At 69.4% G+C, this 16,355-nt stretch carries 15 protein-coding genes; 7 read left to right on the top strand and 8 right to left on the bottom strand.

Features of this window, described 5'->3' with window-relative positions:
- Window positions 1-3 precede the first annotated feature (3 nt).
- From NRB56_RS31305 to NRB56_RS31290, 4 genes are all read right to left on the bottom strand, one after another.
- Window positions 4-1,620 carry an MFS transporter gene (locus NRB56_RS31305; RefSeq protein ID WP_153347907.1) on the bottom strand — a complete coding sequence of 539 codons (1,617 nt, stop codon included), beginning with the start codon at window positions 1,618-1,620 and terminating at the stop codon, window positions 4-6.
- A gap of 174 nt (window positions 1,621-1,794) precedes the next feature.
- The gene (locus tag NRB56_RS31300; RefSeq protein ID WP_153347906.1) at window positions 1,795-2,217 is read right to left on the bottom strand and encodes an organic hydroperoxide resistance protein; all 423 of its coding nucleotides are present in this window, start codon (window positions 2,215-2,217) and stop codon (window positions 1,795-1,797) included.
- A gap of 2 nt (window positions 2,218-2,219) precedes the next feature.
- Window positions 2,220-2,669, bottom strand: coding sequence for a MarR family winged helix-turn-helix transcriptional regulator (locus tag NRB56_RS31295; protein ID WP_319943801.1), 450 nt, complete (start codon window positions 2,667-2,669; stop codon window positions 2,220-2,222).
- Window positions 2,670-2,753: 84 nt separating this feature from the next.
- The gene (locus NRB56_RS31290) at window positions 2,754-3,761 is read right to left on the bottom strand and encodes a LacI family DNA-binding transcriptional regulator (RefSeq protein WP_153347905.1); all 1,008 of its coding nucleotides are present in this window, start codon (window positions 3,759-3,761) and stop codon (window positions 2,754-2,756) included.
- 208 nt (window positions 3,762-3,969) lie between these two features.
- On the opposite strand from NRB56_RS31290, the gene NRB56_RS31285 reads away from it, so the two are divergent.
- Window positions 3,970-5,154, top strand: a complete 1,185-nt coding sequence (locus NRB56_RS31285; protein WP_153347904.1) for an acyl-CoA dehydrogenase family protein — start codon at window positions 3,970-3,972, stop codon at window positions 5,152-5,154.
- Between the two features lie 123 nt (window positions 5,155-5,277).
- Window positions 5,278-6,273 carry an LLM class F420-dependent oxidoreductase gene (locus NRB56_RS31280; RefSeq protein ID WP_319943800.1) on the top strand — a complete coding sequence of 332 codons (996 nt, stop codon included), beginning with the start codon at window positions 5,278-5,280 and terminating at the stop codon, window positions 6,271-6,273.
- A 1-nt stretch (window position 6,274) separates the two neighbouring features.
- On the opposite strand, the gene NRB56_RS31275 is transcribed toward NRB56_RS31280, so the two are convergent.
- Complete coding sequence (locus NRB56_RS31275; RefSeq protein ID WP_319943799.1) at window positions 6,275-7,117, bottom strand: methyltransferase domain-containing protein; 843 nt, start codon at window positions 7,115-7,117, stop codon at window positions 6,275-6,277.
- 615 nt (window positions 7,118-7,732) lie between these two features.
- Here NRB56_RS31275 and NRB56_RS31270 point away from each other — a divergent pair.
- Together NRB56_RS31270 and NRB56_RS31265 are read left to right on the top strand one after the other, a co-directional pair.
- Entirely contained in the window at window positions 7,733-8,695 is a 963-nt protein-coding gene (locus NRB56_RS31270) for a DUF4232 domain-containing protein (RefSeq protein ID WP_153347902.1), read from the top strand.
- Window positions 8,696-8,872: 177 nt separating this feature from the next.
- Window positions 8,873-9,673, top strand: coding sequence for a tetratricopeptide repeat protein (locus tag NRB56_RS31265; RefSeq protein WP_153347901.1), 801 nt, complete (start codon window positions 8,873-8,875; stop codon window positions 9,671-9,673).
- On the opposite strand, the gene NRB56_RS31260 is transcribed toward NRB56_RS31265, so the two are convergent.
- On the bottom strand, window positions 9,670-10,407 hold the full coding sequence (locus tag NRB56_RS31260) for a M50 family metallopeptidase (protein ID WP_319943798.1): 738 nt from the start codon (window positions 10,405-10,407) through the stop codon (window positions 9,670-9,672). The genes NRB56_RS31265 and NRB56_RS31260 overlap by 4 nt on opposite strands.
- A 130-nt stretch (window positions 10,408-10,537) precedes the next feature.
- Between NRB56_RS31260 and NRB56_RS31255 the strand changes: the two genes are divergently transcribed.
- A complete protein-coding gene (locus tag NRB56_RS31255) occupies window positions 10,538-10,858 on the top strand; it encodes a hypothetical protein (protein WP_153347900.1) in 321 nt (106 codons plus the stop codon).
- A 6-nt stretch (window positions 10,859-10,864) separates the two neighbouring features.
- Here NRB56_RS31255 and NRB56_RS31250 read toward each other — a convergent pair whose 3' ends face one another.
- Entirely contained in the window at window positions 10,865-12,418 is a 1,554-nt protein-coding gene (locus NRB56_RS31250; protein WP_319943797.1) for a succinic semialdehyde dehydrogenase, read from the bottom strand.
- Window positions 12,419-12,558: 140 nt separating this feature from the next.
- On the bottom strand, window positions 12,559-13,185 hold the full coding sequence (locus NRB56_RS31245) for a LysE family translocator (protein ID WP_153347993.1): 627 nt from the start codon (window positions 13,183-13,185) through the stop codon (window positions 12,559-12,561).
- 115 nt (window positions 13,186-13,300) lie between these two features.
- On the opposite strand from NRB56_RS31245, the gene NRB56_RS31240 reads away from it, so the two are divergent.
- A complete protein-coding gene (locus NRB56_RS31240; RefSeq protein ID WP_319943796.1) occupies window positions 13,301-15,937 on the top strand; it encodes a sensor histidine kinase in 2,637 nt (878 codons plus the stop codon).
- Window positions 15,915-16,343, top strand: coding sequence for a roadblock/LC7 domain-containing protein (locus NRB56_RS31235; protein WP_319943795.1), 429 nt, complete (start codon window positions 15,915-15,917; stop codon window positions 16,341-16,343). The genes NRB56_RS31240 and NRB56_RS31235 overlap by 23 nt, the downstream gene beginning before the upstream one ends.
- Window positions 16,344-16,355 lie beyond the last annotated feature (12 nt).

Raw genomic sequence — 16,355 nt, 5'->3', positions numbered from 1 at the left:
CGGTCAGAAGGTGGCGCCGCCGGTGGCCGGGGTGCGGCCGTGCCGCATGAACAGCGCGACCAGCAGGCCGATCACCGAGGTGACGACCGCGAACCAGAATCCGAGCACGTAGCCGTGTTCGCCGAACACCTGCGGGATGGGCGCGGTGCGGGTCTGCCCGGCCACCGACACCTCCGCGTGCAGCGGGTTGTTGTTCAGGAACGCGGTGATCGCGGCGGTGCCGATCGCGACGCCCATGCTCTGCATCACGCCGAGCACCCCGACGCTGATGCCCTGTTGCTCCTGTGGGACCGCCTCCACCACCAGGGTCGGCGCGGCCGCGTAGTAGAGCCCGAACGCGATGCCGAAGAACCCGCTGGTGAGCGCGAACCATCCCCACTGGTGCGGCAGGAACACCTCCGCGATCCCGACGCCGGCGAGGATCGCCACCGACGCGATCAGCGGGTACCAGGGACCGAAGCGGCGCGCCACCAGGCCCGCGATCAGGCCGAAGATCATGCCGAGCAGACCCTGGATCAGCGCGATCCGCACGGCGAACTGCAACAGCGTGAGCCCGTTGCCGTAGCTGTAGGACGGATCGATCACCACCCGCACGGCCTGCGGGAGCAGATGCAGTTTGTACTGCTGGGCGGCGGTGTCGATGGTCGTGTTCACGATGGTGCCGCGCAGCGCGCCCTCGCTGGGTGTCTGCACCATGTAGGCGATCGCGTAGCCCTGGATCCCGACCATGCACGAGGTGAACAGCGCGGTGATCAGCACCAGGCTGACCCGTGGATGCGCCAGCAGCCGGATGTCGACCACCGGGACCCGCACCCGCAACTCGACCAGGACGAACGCCACCAGCAACAGCAGGCCGGCGATCAGCCACAATAGCGTCAGCGGCCGCCCCCAGCCCCAGTCCTGGCCCTTGTCGATGTAGATCAGCACCAGCGCGGTGCCACCGGACAGTAGGGCCGCGCCGGTGATGTCGATCGATTCCCGTACGCGCAGTGTGGATTCCGGCACAACCAAGGCCACGATCGGCAGCATCAGCACGGTGAAGCCGAACAGGAACCAGAACATCGCCCGCCACTGGTAGTTGTCGACCAGCCAGCCGGCCAGCAGCGGCGCCAGCGCCGCGGAGAAGCCGAAGCCGGTCGCGGTGAGGCCGAGCCCGACGGGAACGAGTCTGCGCGGCAACAGGTCCCGGATCAGCCCGTAGGCGACCACGGCCGTCGCTATCGCGGTGGCCTGCAAACAGCGACCCGCCAGGAACACCCACCAGTTCGAGGTGAGCACCGACAGCAGACAGCCCGCGGCGAACAGCACGCCCATGGCGAGGAACAGCTTCTTCTTCCCCCAGACGTCGCTCATCTTGCCGATCAACGGCGACGCGGAGGCGCCGACCAGGCCGAACGCGATCATCGTCCACGTGATGTTGGCCCCCACGCCGGGGAACGACGGCGCGATCTTCTGCAGCGCGGCGGCGACCATCGTGTACTGCGTCGGCGCGATCTCGCTGAACAGAACTATAACAAGTAGCACCGACCAGATCCGGCGCGGCGAGGCCCCGTCGAGCCGGCCGGTGTCGTCCGGCGAATCGGACACACCGGCGCCCTCGACGGTGGAAGCGGTGGACATGGCAACCCCTTTCGGGATTCGAAACGAACTCGAGTGCCGTGAAGCATGACACCGATTCGCCATTGCCGTGACCGTTTCACCTGCGCCGGTGGCAACTTTTTTGCAACGTGTTCCACATGGCTCGGCGCGTCGCCCGAGCCGGGCGACGCGCCGAGGTGGACCGGATCGCGAAGATCAGTCGTCGGTGACCACGATGTGGACCGGGATGTTGCCGCGGGTGGCGTTGGAGTACGGGCACACCTGGTGGGCCTTGTCGGCCAGCGCCTGCGCCTCGTCGTGCGGGAGGTGCGGCAGGGTGATCTCGAGCGTGACCTCCAGCGCGAACCCGCCGGCGTCGTTGGGGCCGATGCCGACCTTGGCGCCGACCGCGGAATCGTCGATGTTCGCCCCGTCCTGACGGCCGACCAGCCGCAGCGCGGAGTGGTAGCAGGCGGCGTACCCGATGGCGAACAGCTGCTCCGGGTTGGTGCCCTCGCCGGTGCCGCCCATCTCCTTCGGAATCGCCAGGTCCAGATCCAGCCGGCCGTCGCTGGAGCGACCGTGACCGTTGCGGCCGTCGCCGGTGGCCAGGGCCTCGGCGGTGTACAGGACTGCCATGATCAGTTCTCCTTCGGGTGGGTGTGGGCCGTGAGTGCCCGGGTGAGGCGCTGCAGCGCGTCGCGCAGCGTCTCCATGTCCTCCCGCGACATGCCGGTCGACTCCGCGATCCGTAGCGGAACCTCGCAGGCGTCCGCGCGCAGCCGCCGGCCGGTGTCGGTGAGGGTGATCCCGACCCGCCGCTCGTCGTCGGCGCTGCGGCGGCGTTCCACCAGGCCGGCCGACTCCAGCCGCTTGAGCAGCGGCGAGAGGGTGCCGGAATCCAGGGACAGCGTGGTGCACAGGTCACCGACGCTGCGGCCGTCGCGCTCCCACAGCGCGAGCATCACCAGATACTGCGGATAGGTGAGGCCCAGCGCGTCCAGCTCGGTGCGGTACACCGCGGTCATCGCCCGCGATGCCGCGTAGAGCGGGAAGCACAGCTGATTGTCGAGCGCCAGCGGGTTGGTCACACCGGACACTGTAGTGCCAAATTAAATTGTGCGCAATAGAAATGCCCGGCGGCCGCCCGAGGCGACGGATCGCGTGCGGTCGGCCTACCGACGGCCGGGATCGGTCGAGCGGCGGACCACGAGTTCCGGCATGAAGACGACATGCTGGTGCCGGTGGGTGGCGTCGCGGTCGGCCTCCTCCAGCAGCAGGCGGGCGGCGCTGCGGCCCAGCTCCTCGCGGGGTTGCCGCACCGAGGACAACGGCACGGCGGCCGCCGCGGCGAAGTCGATGTCGTCGTAACCGATCACGGCCATGTCGCCGGGGACCGAGAGACCGGCCATGATCAACGCCTGCAAGGCGCCCAAAGCCAGTAGATCGTTGGCGCAGAACAGGGCCGTCGGGCGGACGTCGGCGGCGAGCAGCGCGACCGTGGCGTCGCGGCCGGCGGTCACGGTCGGGGCGTCGGTGGCGATGTGGTCCAGCCGGGCGCCCGTGCCCCGGGCGACGTCGGCCGCGCCCTGGAACCGGTCGGCGACCTGGGTGACCGAGAGCGGACCGCCGACGAATCCGAGGTGGGTGTGCCCGAGCGCGAGCAGGTGCCGGGCCGCGAGCCGGCCACCGAGCACGTCGTCGACGGTGACCGAGCAGCGATCCGGGCGCGGACTGCCCCGGTCGACCAGTACGGCCGGAATATTCTGGGCCGCAAGCAATTCCAGCGGTTCGTCACCGGAGCCGACCACCGGGGTGAGCAGTACGCCGCGCATCCGCTGCTCGGCGATCTGCTCCAGATGCCGATGCTCGCGGCGCTCGTCGGCGCCGCTGTTGCACAGCACCAGCATCGCGCCGTGCCCGGCGGCCTCCTCCTCGGCGCCGCGCGCGACATCGGTGAAGAACGGATTGGCCATGTCCAGCACCACCATCGCCAGCGTGCGGCTGCGGCCCGCCCGCAGCTGGCGCGCGGAATCGTTGCGCACATAACCGATGTCGGCGATCGCCTGCCGCACCCGCTCCCGGGTGGCCGGGGCGACCTGATCGGGCCGGTTGAGCACGTTGCTGACGGTGCCCAGCGACACACCGGCCACCCGGGCCACGTCCTTGATGCTCACCGCCATACCGGATCCGCTCCTGTGCTCCCGCCGGCTGAGCCGGATTCCGACGATCCCGCGCCGGTCCGGAGACTACTCCGCCGCCGGGTCGGCGCCGCATCCGAATCGCGTCCCGGTGAGCGGACATTCGACCGTGGGCGGCAGGGGCGCGACCTACCGTCGGCGGGACAACCCGGTGACGGAGACGGCCGGCTCGATGGTTCGGAGGTACGCGATGACGCACGAGGTGGTTGCCCGGGTCGAGGAACTCGCCGCGAAACTGGCCGGGACGGCGGACGAGACCGAGCGGCTGGGCCGGTTGTCGGACGAGAGTGTCGCACTGGTCCGGCAGGCCGGGGTGATGCGGATGTTGCAGCCGGTCGAGTTCGGCGGATACGCCGCCCATCCGCGCGATTTCGCCGAGGCGGTGATGGCGGTGGCGAAGGTGTGCGGGTCCACCGGCTGGGTGTGCGGGGTCGGCGGTGTGCATCCGTGGGAGATGGCCCTGATGGATCGCCGGCTACCGGCCGAAGTGTGGGGCGAGAACCCCGACACCTGGATCGCCTCGCCGTACGCGCCGCAGGGCCTGGCCACCCCCGTCGACGGCGGCTACACCCTGAAGGGGCGCTGGAACTTCTCCTCCGGCACCGACCACTGCGACTGGATCTTCCTCGGCGCGCTGGTCGCCGGCCCGGACGGCACACCGGCCCAGCCGGTGCGCAGCCTGCACGTGGTGCTGCCGCGTGCCGACTACACCATCGTCGACGACTCCTGGGACGTGATCGGATTGTCGGGTACCGGCAGCAAGGATGTGATCGTCGACGGCGCCTTCATCCCCGCCTACCGCACGATCGACGCCGGCGCGGTGGCCGAGGGCGCCGCGGCGGCGGAGCGGGCCGGTCGCACCGAGACCGTGTACAAGTTGCCGTTCTGGACGATGTTCCCGCTCGGGATCACCGGAGCGGTGATCGGCATCTGTGAGGGCGCGCTGGCCGCGCATCTGGACTATCAGCGGGCCCGGGTCGGCGCGATCGGCGGGCCGGTCCGCAGCGATCCGTACTCGCTGTACGCGATCTCCGAGGCGGCCGCCGACATCGCCGCCTCCCGGACCCAGCTGCTCGACGGCATCAGCCGGCTGTACGACCGGATCGAGGCCGGGGGCGAGATCGGCTTCGAGGATCGATCCCTGGTGCGGCGCAACCAGATTCGCTGTGCCTGGCGGGCGGTGACCGCGGTCGACCAGATCTTCGCCCGCTCGGGCGGCAACGCGGTACGGCGCGGCACTCCGTTGCAGCGGTTCTGGCGGGACGCGCACGTCGGGCTGCAGCACGCGATCCACGTCCCCGGGCCGAACTACCACTCCTCGGCGCTGTCGCTGCTGGGGGTCGAGCCGGAGGGGGCGTTGCGCGCGCTCATCTGATCGGTATCGATGATCGGTTCCGGTGCGCGCGGCGGTTGCGGGATCGGCGCCGGATCGGAACAGTGATTCCGGGACCGCGGCCTCCGCTGCGGCCCGGTACCGATCACGGGTGAAGGAGACGGTGTGCGTTACGGCATATTCATTCCGCAGGGCTGGCGGCTGGATCTCGTCGGCATCGACCCGGCGGGGCAGTGGCAGACCATGCGGGATCTGGCGCAGTACGTGGACGCCGGGGACACCTTCGAGTCGATCTGGGTGTACGACCATTTCCACACGGTGCCGGTGCCCACCGAGGAGGCCACGCACGAGGCGTGGACGCTGATGTCGGCCTTCGGCGCGTCCACCTCGCGGGTGCGGCTCGGTCAGATGTGCACCGCGATCAGCTATCGGAATCCGGCCTATCTGGCGAAGGTGGCGGCCACGGTCGACATCGTCTCCGGCGGCCGGGTGGAGATGGGCATCGGCGGCGGCTGGTACGAACACGAATGGCGCGCCTACGGTTACGGTTTCCCGTCGGCGGGCGAGCGGCTGGGCCGGTTGGACGAGGGCGTGCAGATATTCCGGCAGGCGTGGACCACCGGGGAGGCCACTCTGGACGGGAAGCACTACCAGGTGGACCACGCCATCGTGCGGCCGTTGCCGTTGCAGGAGGGCGGAATTCCGATCTGGATCGCCGGCGGCGGCGAGCAGAAGACGCTGCGGATCGCGGCGAAGTACGCGCAGTACACCAATTTCGCGGGCGCCACGGACGTGTTCGCGCACAAGTCGGAGGTGCTGCGTAAGCATTGTGCCGAGGTGGGCACCGATTTCGACGCGATCGTGCGCAGCTCGAACTTCAACGCGGTGATCGCCACGACCGACGCCGAGGTGGAGCAGCGACTGGCCGAGCTGACCGCGCGCTACGAGTCGATCGTCGGCGCCGATATCGCGCGGGGTTACGTGCAGAATCTCCTGCGCGCCCCAGGCCAGGCCATCGGTACCCCGGAACAGGTGGTGGAACATCTGCGGCGGCTGCGGGATCTGGGCCTCGGCTACGCGATCCTGAACTTCCCCGAGGCCGCCTACGACCGCTCCGGCATCGAACTGTTCGAGCGCGAGATCGCCCCCGCCCTGCGCTGAATCATCGTGCGGCCGGGCCGGTTCGGACGGTCCAGTGCTCGGCCCGGTCGCGCAGGTTCCACCAGGACACGAAATCCGGATCGGCGCCGGCGAGTTGCCAACCGGCGCCGAGCATTTCGAAGAACGCGTCGTCGCCGGTCCGGCCGCCGCGCGGTTCGCCGATGTAGATCAGATCGGTGCCGCCGGCGGCCCGGAAGGTGGCCAGCGCCCGCGAGGCCATCGGCGCGCCCCAGCCCGGCGGCCAGCACAGCAACAGGACGCTGCCGGACCACTCCCCGGCCAGTTCGTCCGGGTGCGCGATCGGATGCCAGGCCACCGGCAGGCCGGACACCGCCGGGAACGACGGATTGTCCTGCCACTGCGGCGGTTGCGAGTCGGCCGCCACCACCTCGAGGCCCCGCCGGGCCAGCTGATGGGCCCAATATCCGCGCCCCGCACCGATTTCCAGGATCGGCCGGCCCGCGCACACCGTCGCGACCCAGGTCAGCGTCTCGGGCGCCGGGACGGCGTAGGCGTACGCGGCCTGCAGTACCGTCTGCGCGTAGCCGAGCCGCGCGCTCCCGGCGGGTGCGCCGCCGGTGATCGTGCGGCGGCGCCCGTCTCCCACGGTGATCGCGGGAGCGACGATGTCCCAGTAGGGATTCGAGCTTTCGCCGCCGGTCAGGTAGTGCAGCATCCGCAGATCGAACTCGTGGTCGGCGGCCTCGTCGCCGCTGCCGTTCAGCCGCGGCGACACCGCGAGATAGTCTGCGGCACTGGGATATTCGGCACCGAACCGGACACCGTCGGTCAGCAGCGCCGCCAGTTCGGCACGGCGGTCGGGCGGCAGTCGGAATCCGGTCACGGCTACCATTCTGCGGGCGCGCCGCCGCGGCGGCCGGACCGGCGGTCGGCGGGTTGCCCTCGGCCGTGATCATCGGCACCGCCTACCGATTATCCAGCTCTCACTCTTGCACTCTACTGGCTCGAGTGCTAAAAATTATCTCTGTCAGATGACAGAGGTTATCTGAACCCTTGGCTGCCGGTTTCGCGCCGCCCGAACGACCCATCCGATCGACAACCTTGCGGAAACCTGATGACCACCACCGACACCGCCTCCGCCGCAACCACCGGCGAATCCGACACCCACATCGGGTACCGGCCCGAACCCCGCCGCCTACGCCCCTGGTGGGAGACCGTCATGGGCCCGGCCATGCCCACCCCACTCGCAGCACCTCGATCTCCCGACCCGCGGCATCCGCACGCCCGTAATCCCCACCGCACAGGCGCGTACCCGAACGGCATTCGCAGAACGCGGCGGGCCGGCTCCCCGGCACCGGCACGCGGGGCGAGCAGGTAGCAGTTCACGATCCGACCTTCTTCGCGCAACTCGCCGGGAAACGAACCCGGACCTGACATTTCACCCGTGGGTTTCGCCCCGGGATGTCACTATGAGGTGACTCGAAGAGGAGGACCGCCGGTGCGGAACGTGCACCTCGTCCGGTCGGCGGTCGCGGCCGCACTGCTGCCCGTGGTCGCCGTCGCCGTGGTCGCCTGTTCCGGACCGCCCGGCGCCGAGACCGATACCCGGTGTCACACCGGCGATCTCAGCGCCGCGGTGGCTGCCACCAGTTCCGCCGGCCGCTCGAACGCCCTGCTGGTGACGGTGCGCAACACCGGGATTCGCGATTGCGTGGCGACCGGATTCGCCGATGTCGAGCTGTCGGATCTTCCGCAGGTCGCGATCGGCAAGGCGGCCGTCACGCCGCGCCCGGTGGCGCTCACGCCGGGCGGTACGGCCGAATTCGTGGTCCGCGTCGAATATGCCGGCGATGCGGTGCTGGGCTGCCCGGAGCCCGGCACCGCCCGGGTCACGCTGCCGGGCGAGACGACCCCGTTGACCGCCGCGGTCGCCGACGGCGGCGCGTCGGCGGACGAACTGCACGTGTGCCGCGGCGACCGGCTGGTGGTCCACCCGCTGACCCGCCCGGCCTACGCGGCCGGCACGGAAGTGGATCCGGCCGCGGTCCTCCCCCGCTGCCACGCCGGCGACTTCACGGCACAGGCGTTCCACAGCATGTCCGGAGACGGCGCGGGGCATCGCGGGGTCCAGGTGTGGCTGATCAACCATTCCGACCGGGAGTGCGCGCTGCGCGGCCGGCTGCGCGTGCGGCCCGACGACGGGAACGGCGGCGCGGACTGTGCGGGCTGCCAGCCGGCGCCGGACATCGCGCTGGTGGTGCCCGCCGGTGCGGTGCTGGCCGCCGACGGCCGCGCGGTGACCGGCACCGGAATCGAATCACCTTGCGGCACAGACGAACCGATGCGCGCGGTGGGGGTGGCGGTATTCCTGCCCGACGACCCTGCGCCGGTGTCCGGACCGTTCGGCACCGCGCTCTATTGTCACGGCAGCCTGCAGATGAACGGTTTCGGGCCGTTGTGAATTGCCCCGATCGGGAATATCGACCGATTTTCATGTTCGGTACGTTCCGAGCCGAATTCGATCCCGGGAAATAAGCGGCGAATCGGACCGCGAAACAATTCCCGAGTTTTTCCGGCGCGGGACGCGATACGGTAATGCCGCAGCCATCGAATCGGCTCTACCGAAAGGCGGACCACGATGACCCGGCCGTCCACGATCGGCGCGTACGACGAGCCGGCACTCGCGCAGCGATATGCCGGAGCCGACCCGGTCGACTGGTACGGCGCGACAGTGTATCCGTTGTATTCCGAATCGCTGGGTGAGGATCCGGTGGTGGTGAGTCTCGCCCTGCACGAGAGTTCGCCACCACCGGGCCTACTCGGCCTCGGCATCGGATTGTCGGTGATCGGAGGCCATGTCGCCCTGGGGGAACGGCGTTTGCTGGGCGTCGACGTCTGGTCCGACGCGATCGCCGCGGGGATTTCACTGGACGTGTGCGCGGCGAGCCCGGAAGCGGCGATCACACTGACCCCGGTATGGATGGAGTCCGGCGGCGAGGTGATGTCCTGGGCGGGAAATTACGGGGTTGTGATAGATCGTAGTTCTACGGGGAATCCGTTGTTGCGCTGCAGTGTCGGCGTGGGCCCGGTGAGTTTCGCCGATCTGGTCGTGGAGGTCGCCGTCCGGATCGTCGCGACGGACGCGAGTCGTTATCGCAGTGCGCTGTACGAGCTCGGTGCCGCGATGCACGGGCGCGGCGACATGGATCAGGCGTGCGAATTGTGGACGCAGGCCGCCGCGCGCGGTCACGCCGGCGCCGCGTACGACCTCGGGGTGCTGCGATATCGCCGCGGCGAGTTACGGGAGGCCGAACACTGGTGGCGGGTGGCCGCCGACCACGGCGACGTGCGCGCGATGGCCGGCCTCGCCGCGGTGCTGCGCCGCCAGGGCAACCTCGTCGAGGCCCAGGCGTGGCGGGACTACGCCGGCACCGTCTAGAGGGTGCCGATCGGCGGCCAGGCCCCCAGCAGCAGCCGCCCGCCGAACGCCAGTGCCGCCACCGCGACCAGCCCGAACAGCAGCACCCACAGCAGCGGCGGCACCCGGGTCAGGCCCGCCAGCTGATCGGCGTCCGAACCGTCACCGCGGGTGTGCACCCGCTGCAGTTCGATCACCGCCCGCGCGCCGCCCAGCAGCAGGAACCAGGTGGCCGCGTACCCGAACACGCTCTGCGTCACCGGCGAACCGAACCACGACACCAGGAAGACCAGCGCGCCCGCGCACACCACCGCGAGCAGCCCGAACAGGTTGCGGATGAACACCAGCAGCACCACCAGCGCGCCGACCAGCAGCCACAGCATGAGCGTCAGCCGCCCGGCCGCCACCAGCGCCGCGCAGCCCACCCCCAGCGCCGACGGCGCCGGATAGCCGGCCATCGTGGTCAGGATCATGCCCAGTCCGTACGGCTTACCGCGGGAGACGGTCACCCCCGAGGTGTCGGAGTGCAGCCGCACCCCGCGCAGTGTCCGGCCGGTGAGGACCGCCACGATCGCGTGCCCGATCTCGTGCGCGATGGTCACGCCGGTGCGCAGCACCCGCCACACCGGCGGGTAGCCGACCAGCAGCAACGCCGCGAGACCCGTGACGATCACCACCCACAGCGGGGGCGGCGGGGACACGGCGGTCAGGTGATCGGTGATCTGCGAGAGATCCGGCAACTGCGAAGCGTTCACGGCCCCGAAGGGTAATGGTGATCGCTGTGCCGCGCCCGGCTGCCGCGACGGCCCGAGCCGGGAACCCGGCACCGGCCGCACACCTTAGGCTGGTGACCGACAGTCCGGACGAACGAAGGAGAACGCTTCGATGAGGTTGCTGCGCTGGCCCACGGCGGGCGTCGCCGCCGCGATCGTGGCCGCGGCACTGCTCACCGGGTGTACCGACGTGAAGCAGGCACTCAACAAGGGTGGCGATACCCCGTGCGGCGATTACGTCAAGCAGGACCAGGACACCAAGCGCATGACGATCACCAAGTTCGTCAAACAACAGACCGGCGATCAGCACGAGCCCGCGGGCACGACCGTCGACGCGACCCTGGTGTCGGTCGACTTCCTCTGCGGCACACAGCGAAACGCGAGCACCCCGATCAAGAACGCGGATGTCGCCGGGATCTTCCTCAACAAGTGAGCCGGCCTACCGGCCGGGCAGGAACCGGATCGCCCGCGCCATCGCCATCAGCGCGGGCTGCCAGGTGGACTGCGAAATGCCGTACGGCGCATCGAGATTGAACAGCCGGGTGGTCACGATGTTCTGCGCCTCGGTGAACTTCAGCAGGCCGTCGGGGCCGTGCCGGCGGCCGACGCCGGAGATGCCCATGCCGCCCATCGGGGCCGCGGTGGTACCCCAGGCCGGCGCGTAGCCCTCGTTCACGCACACGGTGCCGGTGCGCAGCCGCTGCGCGATCGCCTCGCCCTCGGCGGCGCTGCCGGTCCACACGCTGGCGTTGAGCCCGTATTCGGTGTCGTTGGCGCGGGCGATCGCCTCCTCGACGTCGGCGACCGGATAGATCGACACCAGCGGCCCGAAGGTCTCGTTGCGGCCGCACTCCATCTCGTCGGTGACATCGCCGAGCACGGTCGGCTCGAAGAACAGCGGGCCGAGGTCCGGCCGGGCGTTGCCGCCGACCAGCACCGTCGCGCCCTTGGACACCGCGTCGGCGACGTGCTTGGTCACCGTCTCCAGCTGGGCCTCGGAGATGAGGCTGCCGATGTCGGCCGAGAAGTCGTACGCCGCACCGAGTTTCGCGGCACGGACGGCGGCGGTGAACTTCGCGGTGAACTCCTGCGCCACCGGCTGCTCGACGTAGAGCCGCTCGATCGAGATGCACAGCTGCCCGGCGTTGGAGAAGCAGGCCCGGACGGCCGCCTTCGCCGCCTTGCCGAGATCGGCGCCGCGCGTGACGATCATCGGATTCTTGCCGCCGAGTTCGGCGGCGAAGCCGATGAGCCGACGGCCGCACTGCTGCGCCAGAGTGGCTCCGGTGGTGGAGGATCCGGTGAACATCAGGAAGTCACAGGAGTCCACGATGGCGCTGCCCACGACCGAACCGGGCCCGGTCACCACCTGCAACAACCCCTCCGGCAGACCGGCCCGGCGCAGCAACTCCACGTTCACCAGCGCCGAATAGGGGGTCTGGCTGTCCGGTTTCACCACCACGGCGTTGCCGGCCAGCAGGGCCGGGACGGCGTCGCCGATGGCCAGCAGCATCGGATAGTTCCACGGCGCGATCACGCCGACGACGCCTTTGGGCTGGTGCCGGACGGTCGCGCGGTTCAGAACCGGGAAGGCGCCCGGAACCTTGTGCGGCGCCAGCAGATTCGGAGCAACCTTGGCGAAATACCTGGCGGCGAAGATCATCCCGATGATCTCCTCCTGGGCGGCCCAGCGCGCCTTGCCGGTCTCGGCCTGGATGATGTCCATCAGGCGGTCCCGCTCGGCGACCAGCAGCGCCCGGTAGCGCTCGAAGATCGCGGCCCGTTCCCGCACCGGCCGGGCGGCCCACTGCGCCTGCGCGGCCCGGGCCGTCTCGACGGCCGCGGCGACGTCCTCGGCGGTGCCGACCGGGACGGTGCCCAGGGGCTCGCCGGTGAACACCGCGGTGATCGTCCGGGTCTCCCGGTCGGCGCGCGACCGGATCGACGCATGGGAACTCAACCGTTCGAACGTGGCGGCATCGGGTGCGGGCACGGTTGGGCCTCCTGTTATCGGTAACCGACGGATACAGACAATCTACCCCGTCGCCCTGACGCCCGATCCTGATTACCCGCCACCGGGTCGGCCGTGCCCGATTGTGGCCGCGCACAACCGCGGCCCCGAACAGGTACGTCTCAGTGCGAGGCGAGCGCGATCCGCAGGCCGAGGGCCACCAGCACGGTGCCCATGGCGGCGTCGAGGGCGCGCCGCACGCGGGTGCGGGTGAAGAAGTGGCGCAGGGTCGCGATGCCCAGTGCCAGCGCCACGAACCAGCCCGCGGTGACGACGGCGGTGAGCGTGCTCAGCTCCAGCGTGTCGGTGAATGCCGGTGCGGCGGGCAGGAACTGGGGCATCAGCGCGAGGAAGAAGACCGCGGCCTTGGGGTTGAGCAGGTTGCTGAGCAGTCCCTGGCGGAAGCCTGTCGAGACGCCCACGGGCGGCGCGGCGGAGCCGTCCGGCGCCTCGTAACCACCGCGGCGCGCGGCCAGCAGCGCGCGAATCCCGAGAAACATCAGGTAGATTGCGCCCGCCACCTTGACGATCGTGAACGCCCGCGCCGAGGCGGCCAGCAGGCCCGCGACGCCGAATCCGCTCAGTGCCGCCCAGACGAAGACGCCGAGTCCGATTCCCGCTGCTGAAGATACGCCCGCGCGACGACCGGATAACATGGCGTTTCTGGTCACGATCACGAAGTCGGGGCCGGGTGCCATGGCTCCCAACAGCATTGCGCCACCGATACCGAGCATCTGCGCCGTCGACATCACCGGATCAGTCTACAAGCGACGCTCCGGCAATCCCGGGACGGGGAAACTTCGCAGGTAACGAATTAATCGGACGAGAATGACATATAACGCAGCGTGTGGTTACACTTCGCCGGTGCAGAGAGTCAGACTATCCGGGGTTCGAACTCGGATTCTCGCCATCGCCTTCGTCCCGAGTCTCGCACTGTTCGGAATCGGCGTCGGCTACACCATCTACCTCGAGGATGAGGCCAGCCACGCCGAGGACTTCTCGCGGTCCATGGCGGGCAGCCTCTCCTTCACCAAGGAATTGATGGCGTCGGTCGAGGACGAACGCCTGTTGTCCATCGCGCAGCTGTCCGGGCAGGACGCGGATCCCAAGGCACTGACCGCCGCTCGCGCGCGCGTGGACAGGGCATTGGGCGGACTCGGTTCCACCGGCCGATCGATGCAGCGGGTCGGCGGCTCCGGCATGGACGAGAAGGTCGCCGCCTTCAACAAGCTGGTGACGGTGCAGCTGCCCGGCCTGCGGACCGGCGTCGATGCCGGCGCGGTGCAGATCCCCGACGTGTATGCGTTCTATACCGGACTGCTCGACGGTGTCGACAAGGGCAGCAAGATCGTCGGGCAGAACGCCCCGACCATCAGCGCCGCGATCGACGAGATGATCTCGCTGAAGCTTTTCCAGGCCGTCGAGGCGAATTCGCGGGCCAACGCGCTCACGTCCCCGGTGGCCGGTGGCGACCTGCCGCCGGCGCTGATGGCCGAGTACCGCAACAACGTCGGTCTGTACCATTCGCTGCTCACCCAGCTCAGCAACGATCTGGACGACGCCGACGCCAAACTGGTCAAGGATCTGCTGGCCGGTCCGGCGCTGGCGCAGGTGACCGCGATGGAGGATGCGCTGCTGCATCCGGCGCCGGGGAAGAACGGCGCCCCGGCGCCGCCTCCGATGACGGTCGAGGAGTGGCGGACCGCCGCGAACTCGGTCAGCGAACAACTGTTCAACGTGGCGATCCAGCAGAACGCCGCGGGCATGAACAGCGCCGCCGATCTGGCCCATTCCCGGTCCCGGGCGGTGCTGGTCAGTGGTGGTAGTGCGATCGCACTGGCGATCGTGGCCTTCGCCATCGCGGTGTTGCTCGCCAACCGGATCATCAGCCGGTTGCGCCGGTTGCGTTCGGAGACACTGGCTCTGGCGGAGGTGAAGTTGCCGGAGACCATGCGCAAGATCGACGCGGGCGAGCAGGTCGATCCCGCGGCGGAGGCGGCGGCGCTGGATTTCGGGAACGACGAGATCGGTGAGGTCGCCCAGGCGTTCAACCGTGCGCACACCGCGGCGGTCTCCGCCGCTATCACGGAGGCGCGAACCCGTGAGGGTGTGCGGTCGGTGTTCTTGAATATCGCGCATCGGAGTCAGATCGTGGTGGCGCGGCAGTTGGAGTTGCTGGATCAGGCGGAGTCGAAGCAGGAGGATCCGGCGTTGCTGGACACCTTCTTCCGTCTGGATCATTTGGCTACTCGGGAGCGCCGGAACGCGGAGAATTTGATCATTCTCGGTGGTGGTAAGCCGGGGCGGCAGTGGCGGCGTCCGGTGCCGTTGATGGAGTTGGTGCGGTCCGCGGTGGCGGAGACCCTGGATTATGCGCGGGTGAACACGCATCGGCTGCCGCGGGTGTTCGTGCTGGGCAATGTGGTCGCGGACCTGATGCATCTGCTGGCGGAGTTGGTGGACAACGCGACCGCGTTCTCGCCACCCCAGTCGCGGGTGGATGTGACCGGTAACAGTGTCGGTAAGGGTGTGGTCGTCGAGGTCAGCGATCAGGGCATGGGGATGCCGCCTGACGAGCTGGAGCGGGTCAACGAGATGTTGCGTAACCCACCGGATTTCGGTCTGGCGACTCTGTCGGCGGATTCCCGGCTGGGTTTGTTCGTGGTGGCGCAGTTGGCGACCCGGCACGGGATCTCGGTGCGGCTCACCGATTCCGATTACGGCGGTATCCGGGCGATCGTGCTGATCCCGGTCGGCCTGATCACCACCGACGCCCCCGTCGCCGATCACCTGCGCGACCGGGCCCCGGTCCGCTACGCCCCCAGCACACCGGCCGCGGTCACCGGCTCGTACCCGCTGCCGTCGCTCGAATCGGCCCCCGCCGCACCCGAATACGCGCCGGAACACGCGCCGCAGCCGGAACCGGCCGAACCCCTCGCATTGCGGGACGAGTCCGAGTTCGGTTTCGACCGAGCGGTTTTCGATACCGGCCGGCATCATGTCGCGCCCACCGAACCGCCGTATCAGCCTCCGCAGCCGGAACGTCCCGCCTACGAGCGTCCGGTCTACCAGGAGCCCGCCGATACGTCGTACCTTCGGCCGGTCACGCCGCCCGATTCGTCGTATTCTCGGCCGGTGCCCCCTGTCGATCAGCCCGATACCGCGTACCTGCGGGCGATTTCGCAGCCCGAACCGGAGGCTCGCCCGGCCACCCGCCCGACCCCGTCGGCACCGCCGAGTGGCAACGGTGGCACCCGGCCGCCGCTGCCGCGCCGCCGCCGGCAGGCCAGCCTCGCGCCCGAACTCGCCGAGGATCCGCGTGCCGAGGAATACCCCTCGGAGCCCAGCCGTAGTGCCGATCAGGCTCGTGACCTGATGTCGGCGATCGAGAACGGTACTCGTCAGGGTCGGCGTGCTCGTCCTGAGCCGTATCCGACGTCGGCGAATCCGGTGCTCCCGAACGAACAGGAAGGCGAAGGTGACTTCTTCTACCGCAGGTGATCTGAACTGGCTTCTCGACGACCTCGTCGACCGGCTCGCCGGTGTCCGGTATGCCGTCGTGCATTCCACCGACGGGCTGCTGCTGGGCCGATGCACCAAGATGACGCGGGAGGACGCGGAGCATTTCGGGGCGATGTCGTCCACGCTGTACGGTCTGGCGCGCAGTGCGGGGACGCGGTTCCGTGGTGGTGCGGTGCGCCAGGCGGTGATCGAGCTGGAGACGGCGGTGCTGTTCGTGACCGCGGCGGGGGCGAACGCGTGCCTGGCGATCCAGGCCGACGACAACGCCAACCTCGGAATGGTCGCCTACGAAATGAACATCACCGTGCAGCGGCTGGGCACCTACCTGTCCACCGCACCGCGCACCCGTGGCCTGGCCGGGCAAGTACCACCACGAATGCCGTAACGAGCGGGACAC

This window comes from Nocardia aurantia (assembly GCF_009604425.1).
Lineage (GTDB): Bacteria > Actinomycetota > Actinomycetes > Mycobacteriales > Mycobacteriaceae > Nocardia > Nocardia aurantia.
Note: the sequence above shows the minus strand (reverse complement) of the source record. Positions and strands in the feature narration are given on the sequence as shown.

Bases quoted from the DNA above. Each gene is read 5' to 3' on its own strand.
- NRB56_RS31305 (WP_153347907.1), bottom strand. From the start codon at position 1,620: ATGTCCACCGCTTCCACCGTCGAGGGCGCCGGTGTGTCCGATTCGCCG.
- NRB56_RS31300 (WP_153347906.1), bottom strand. From the start codon at position 2,217: ATGGCAGTCCTGTACACCGCCGAGGCCCTGGCCACCGGCGACGGCCGC.
- NRB56_RS31290 (WP_153347905.1), bottom strand. From the start codon at position 3,761: ATGGCGGTGAGCATCAAGGACGTGGCCCGGGTGGCCGGTGTGTCGCTG.
- NRB56_RS31285 (WP_153347904.1), top strand. From the start codon at position 3,970: ATGACGCACGAGGTGGTTGCCCGGGTCGAGGAACTCGCCGCGAAACTG.
- NRB56_RS31265 (WP_153347901.1), top strand. From the start codon at position 8,873: ATGACCCGGCCGTCCACGATCGGCGCGTACGACGAGCCGGCACTCGCG.
- NRB56_RS31255 (WP_153347900.1), top strand. From the start codon at position 10,538: ATGAGGTTGCTGCGCTGGCCCACGGCGGGCGTCGCCGCCGCGATCGTG.
- NRB56_RS31245 (WP_153347993.1), bottom strand. From the start codon at position 13,185: ATGTCGACGGCGCAGATGCTCGGTATCGGTGGCGCAATGCTGTTGGGA.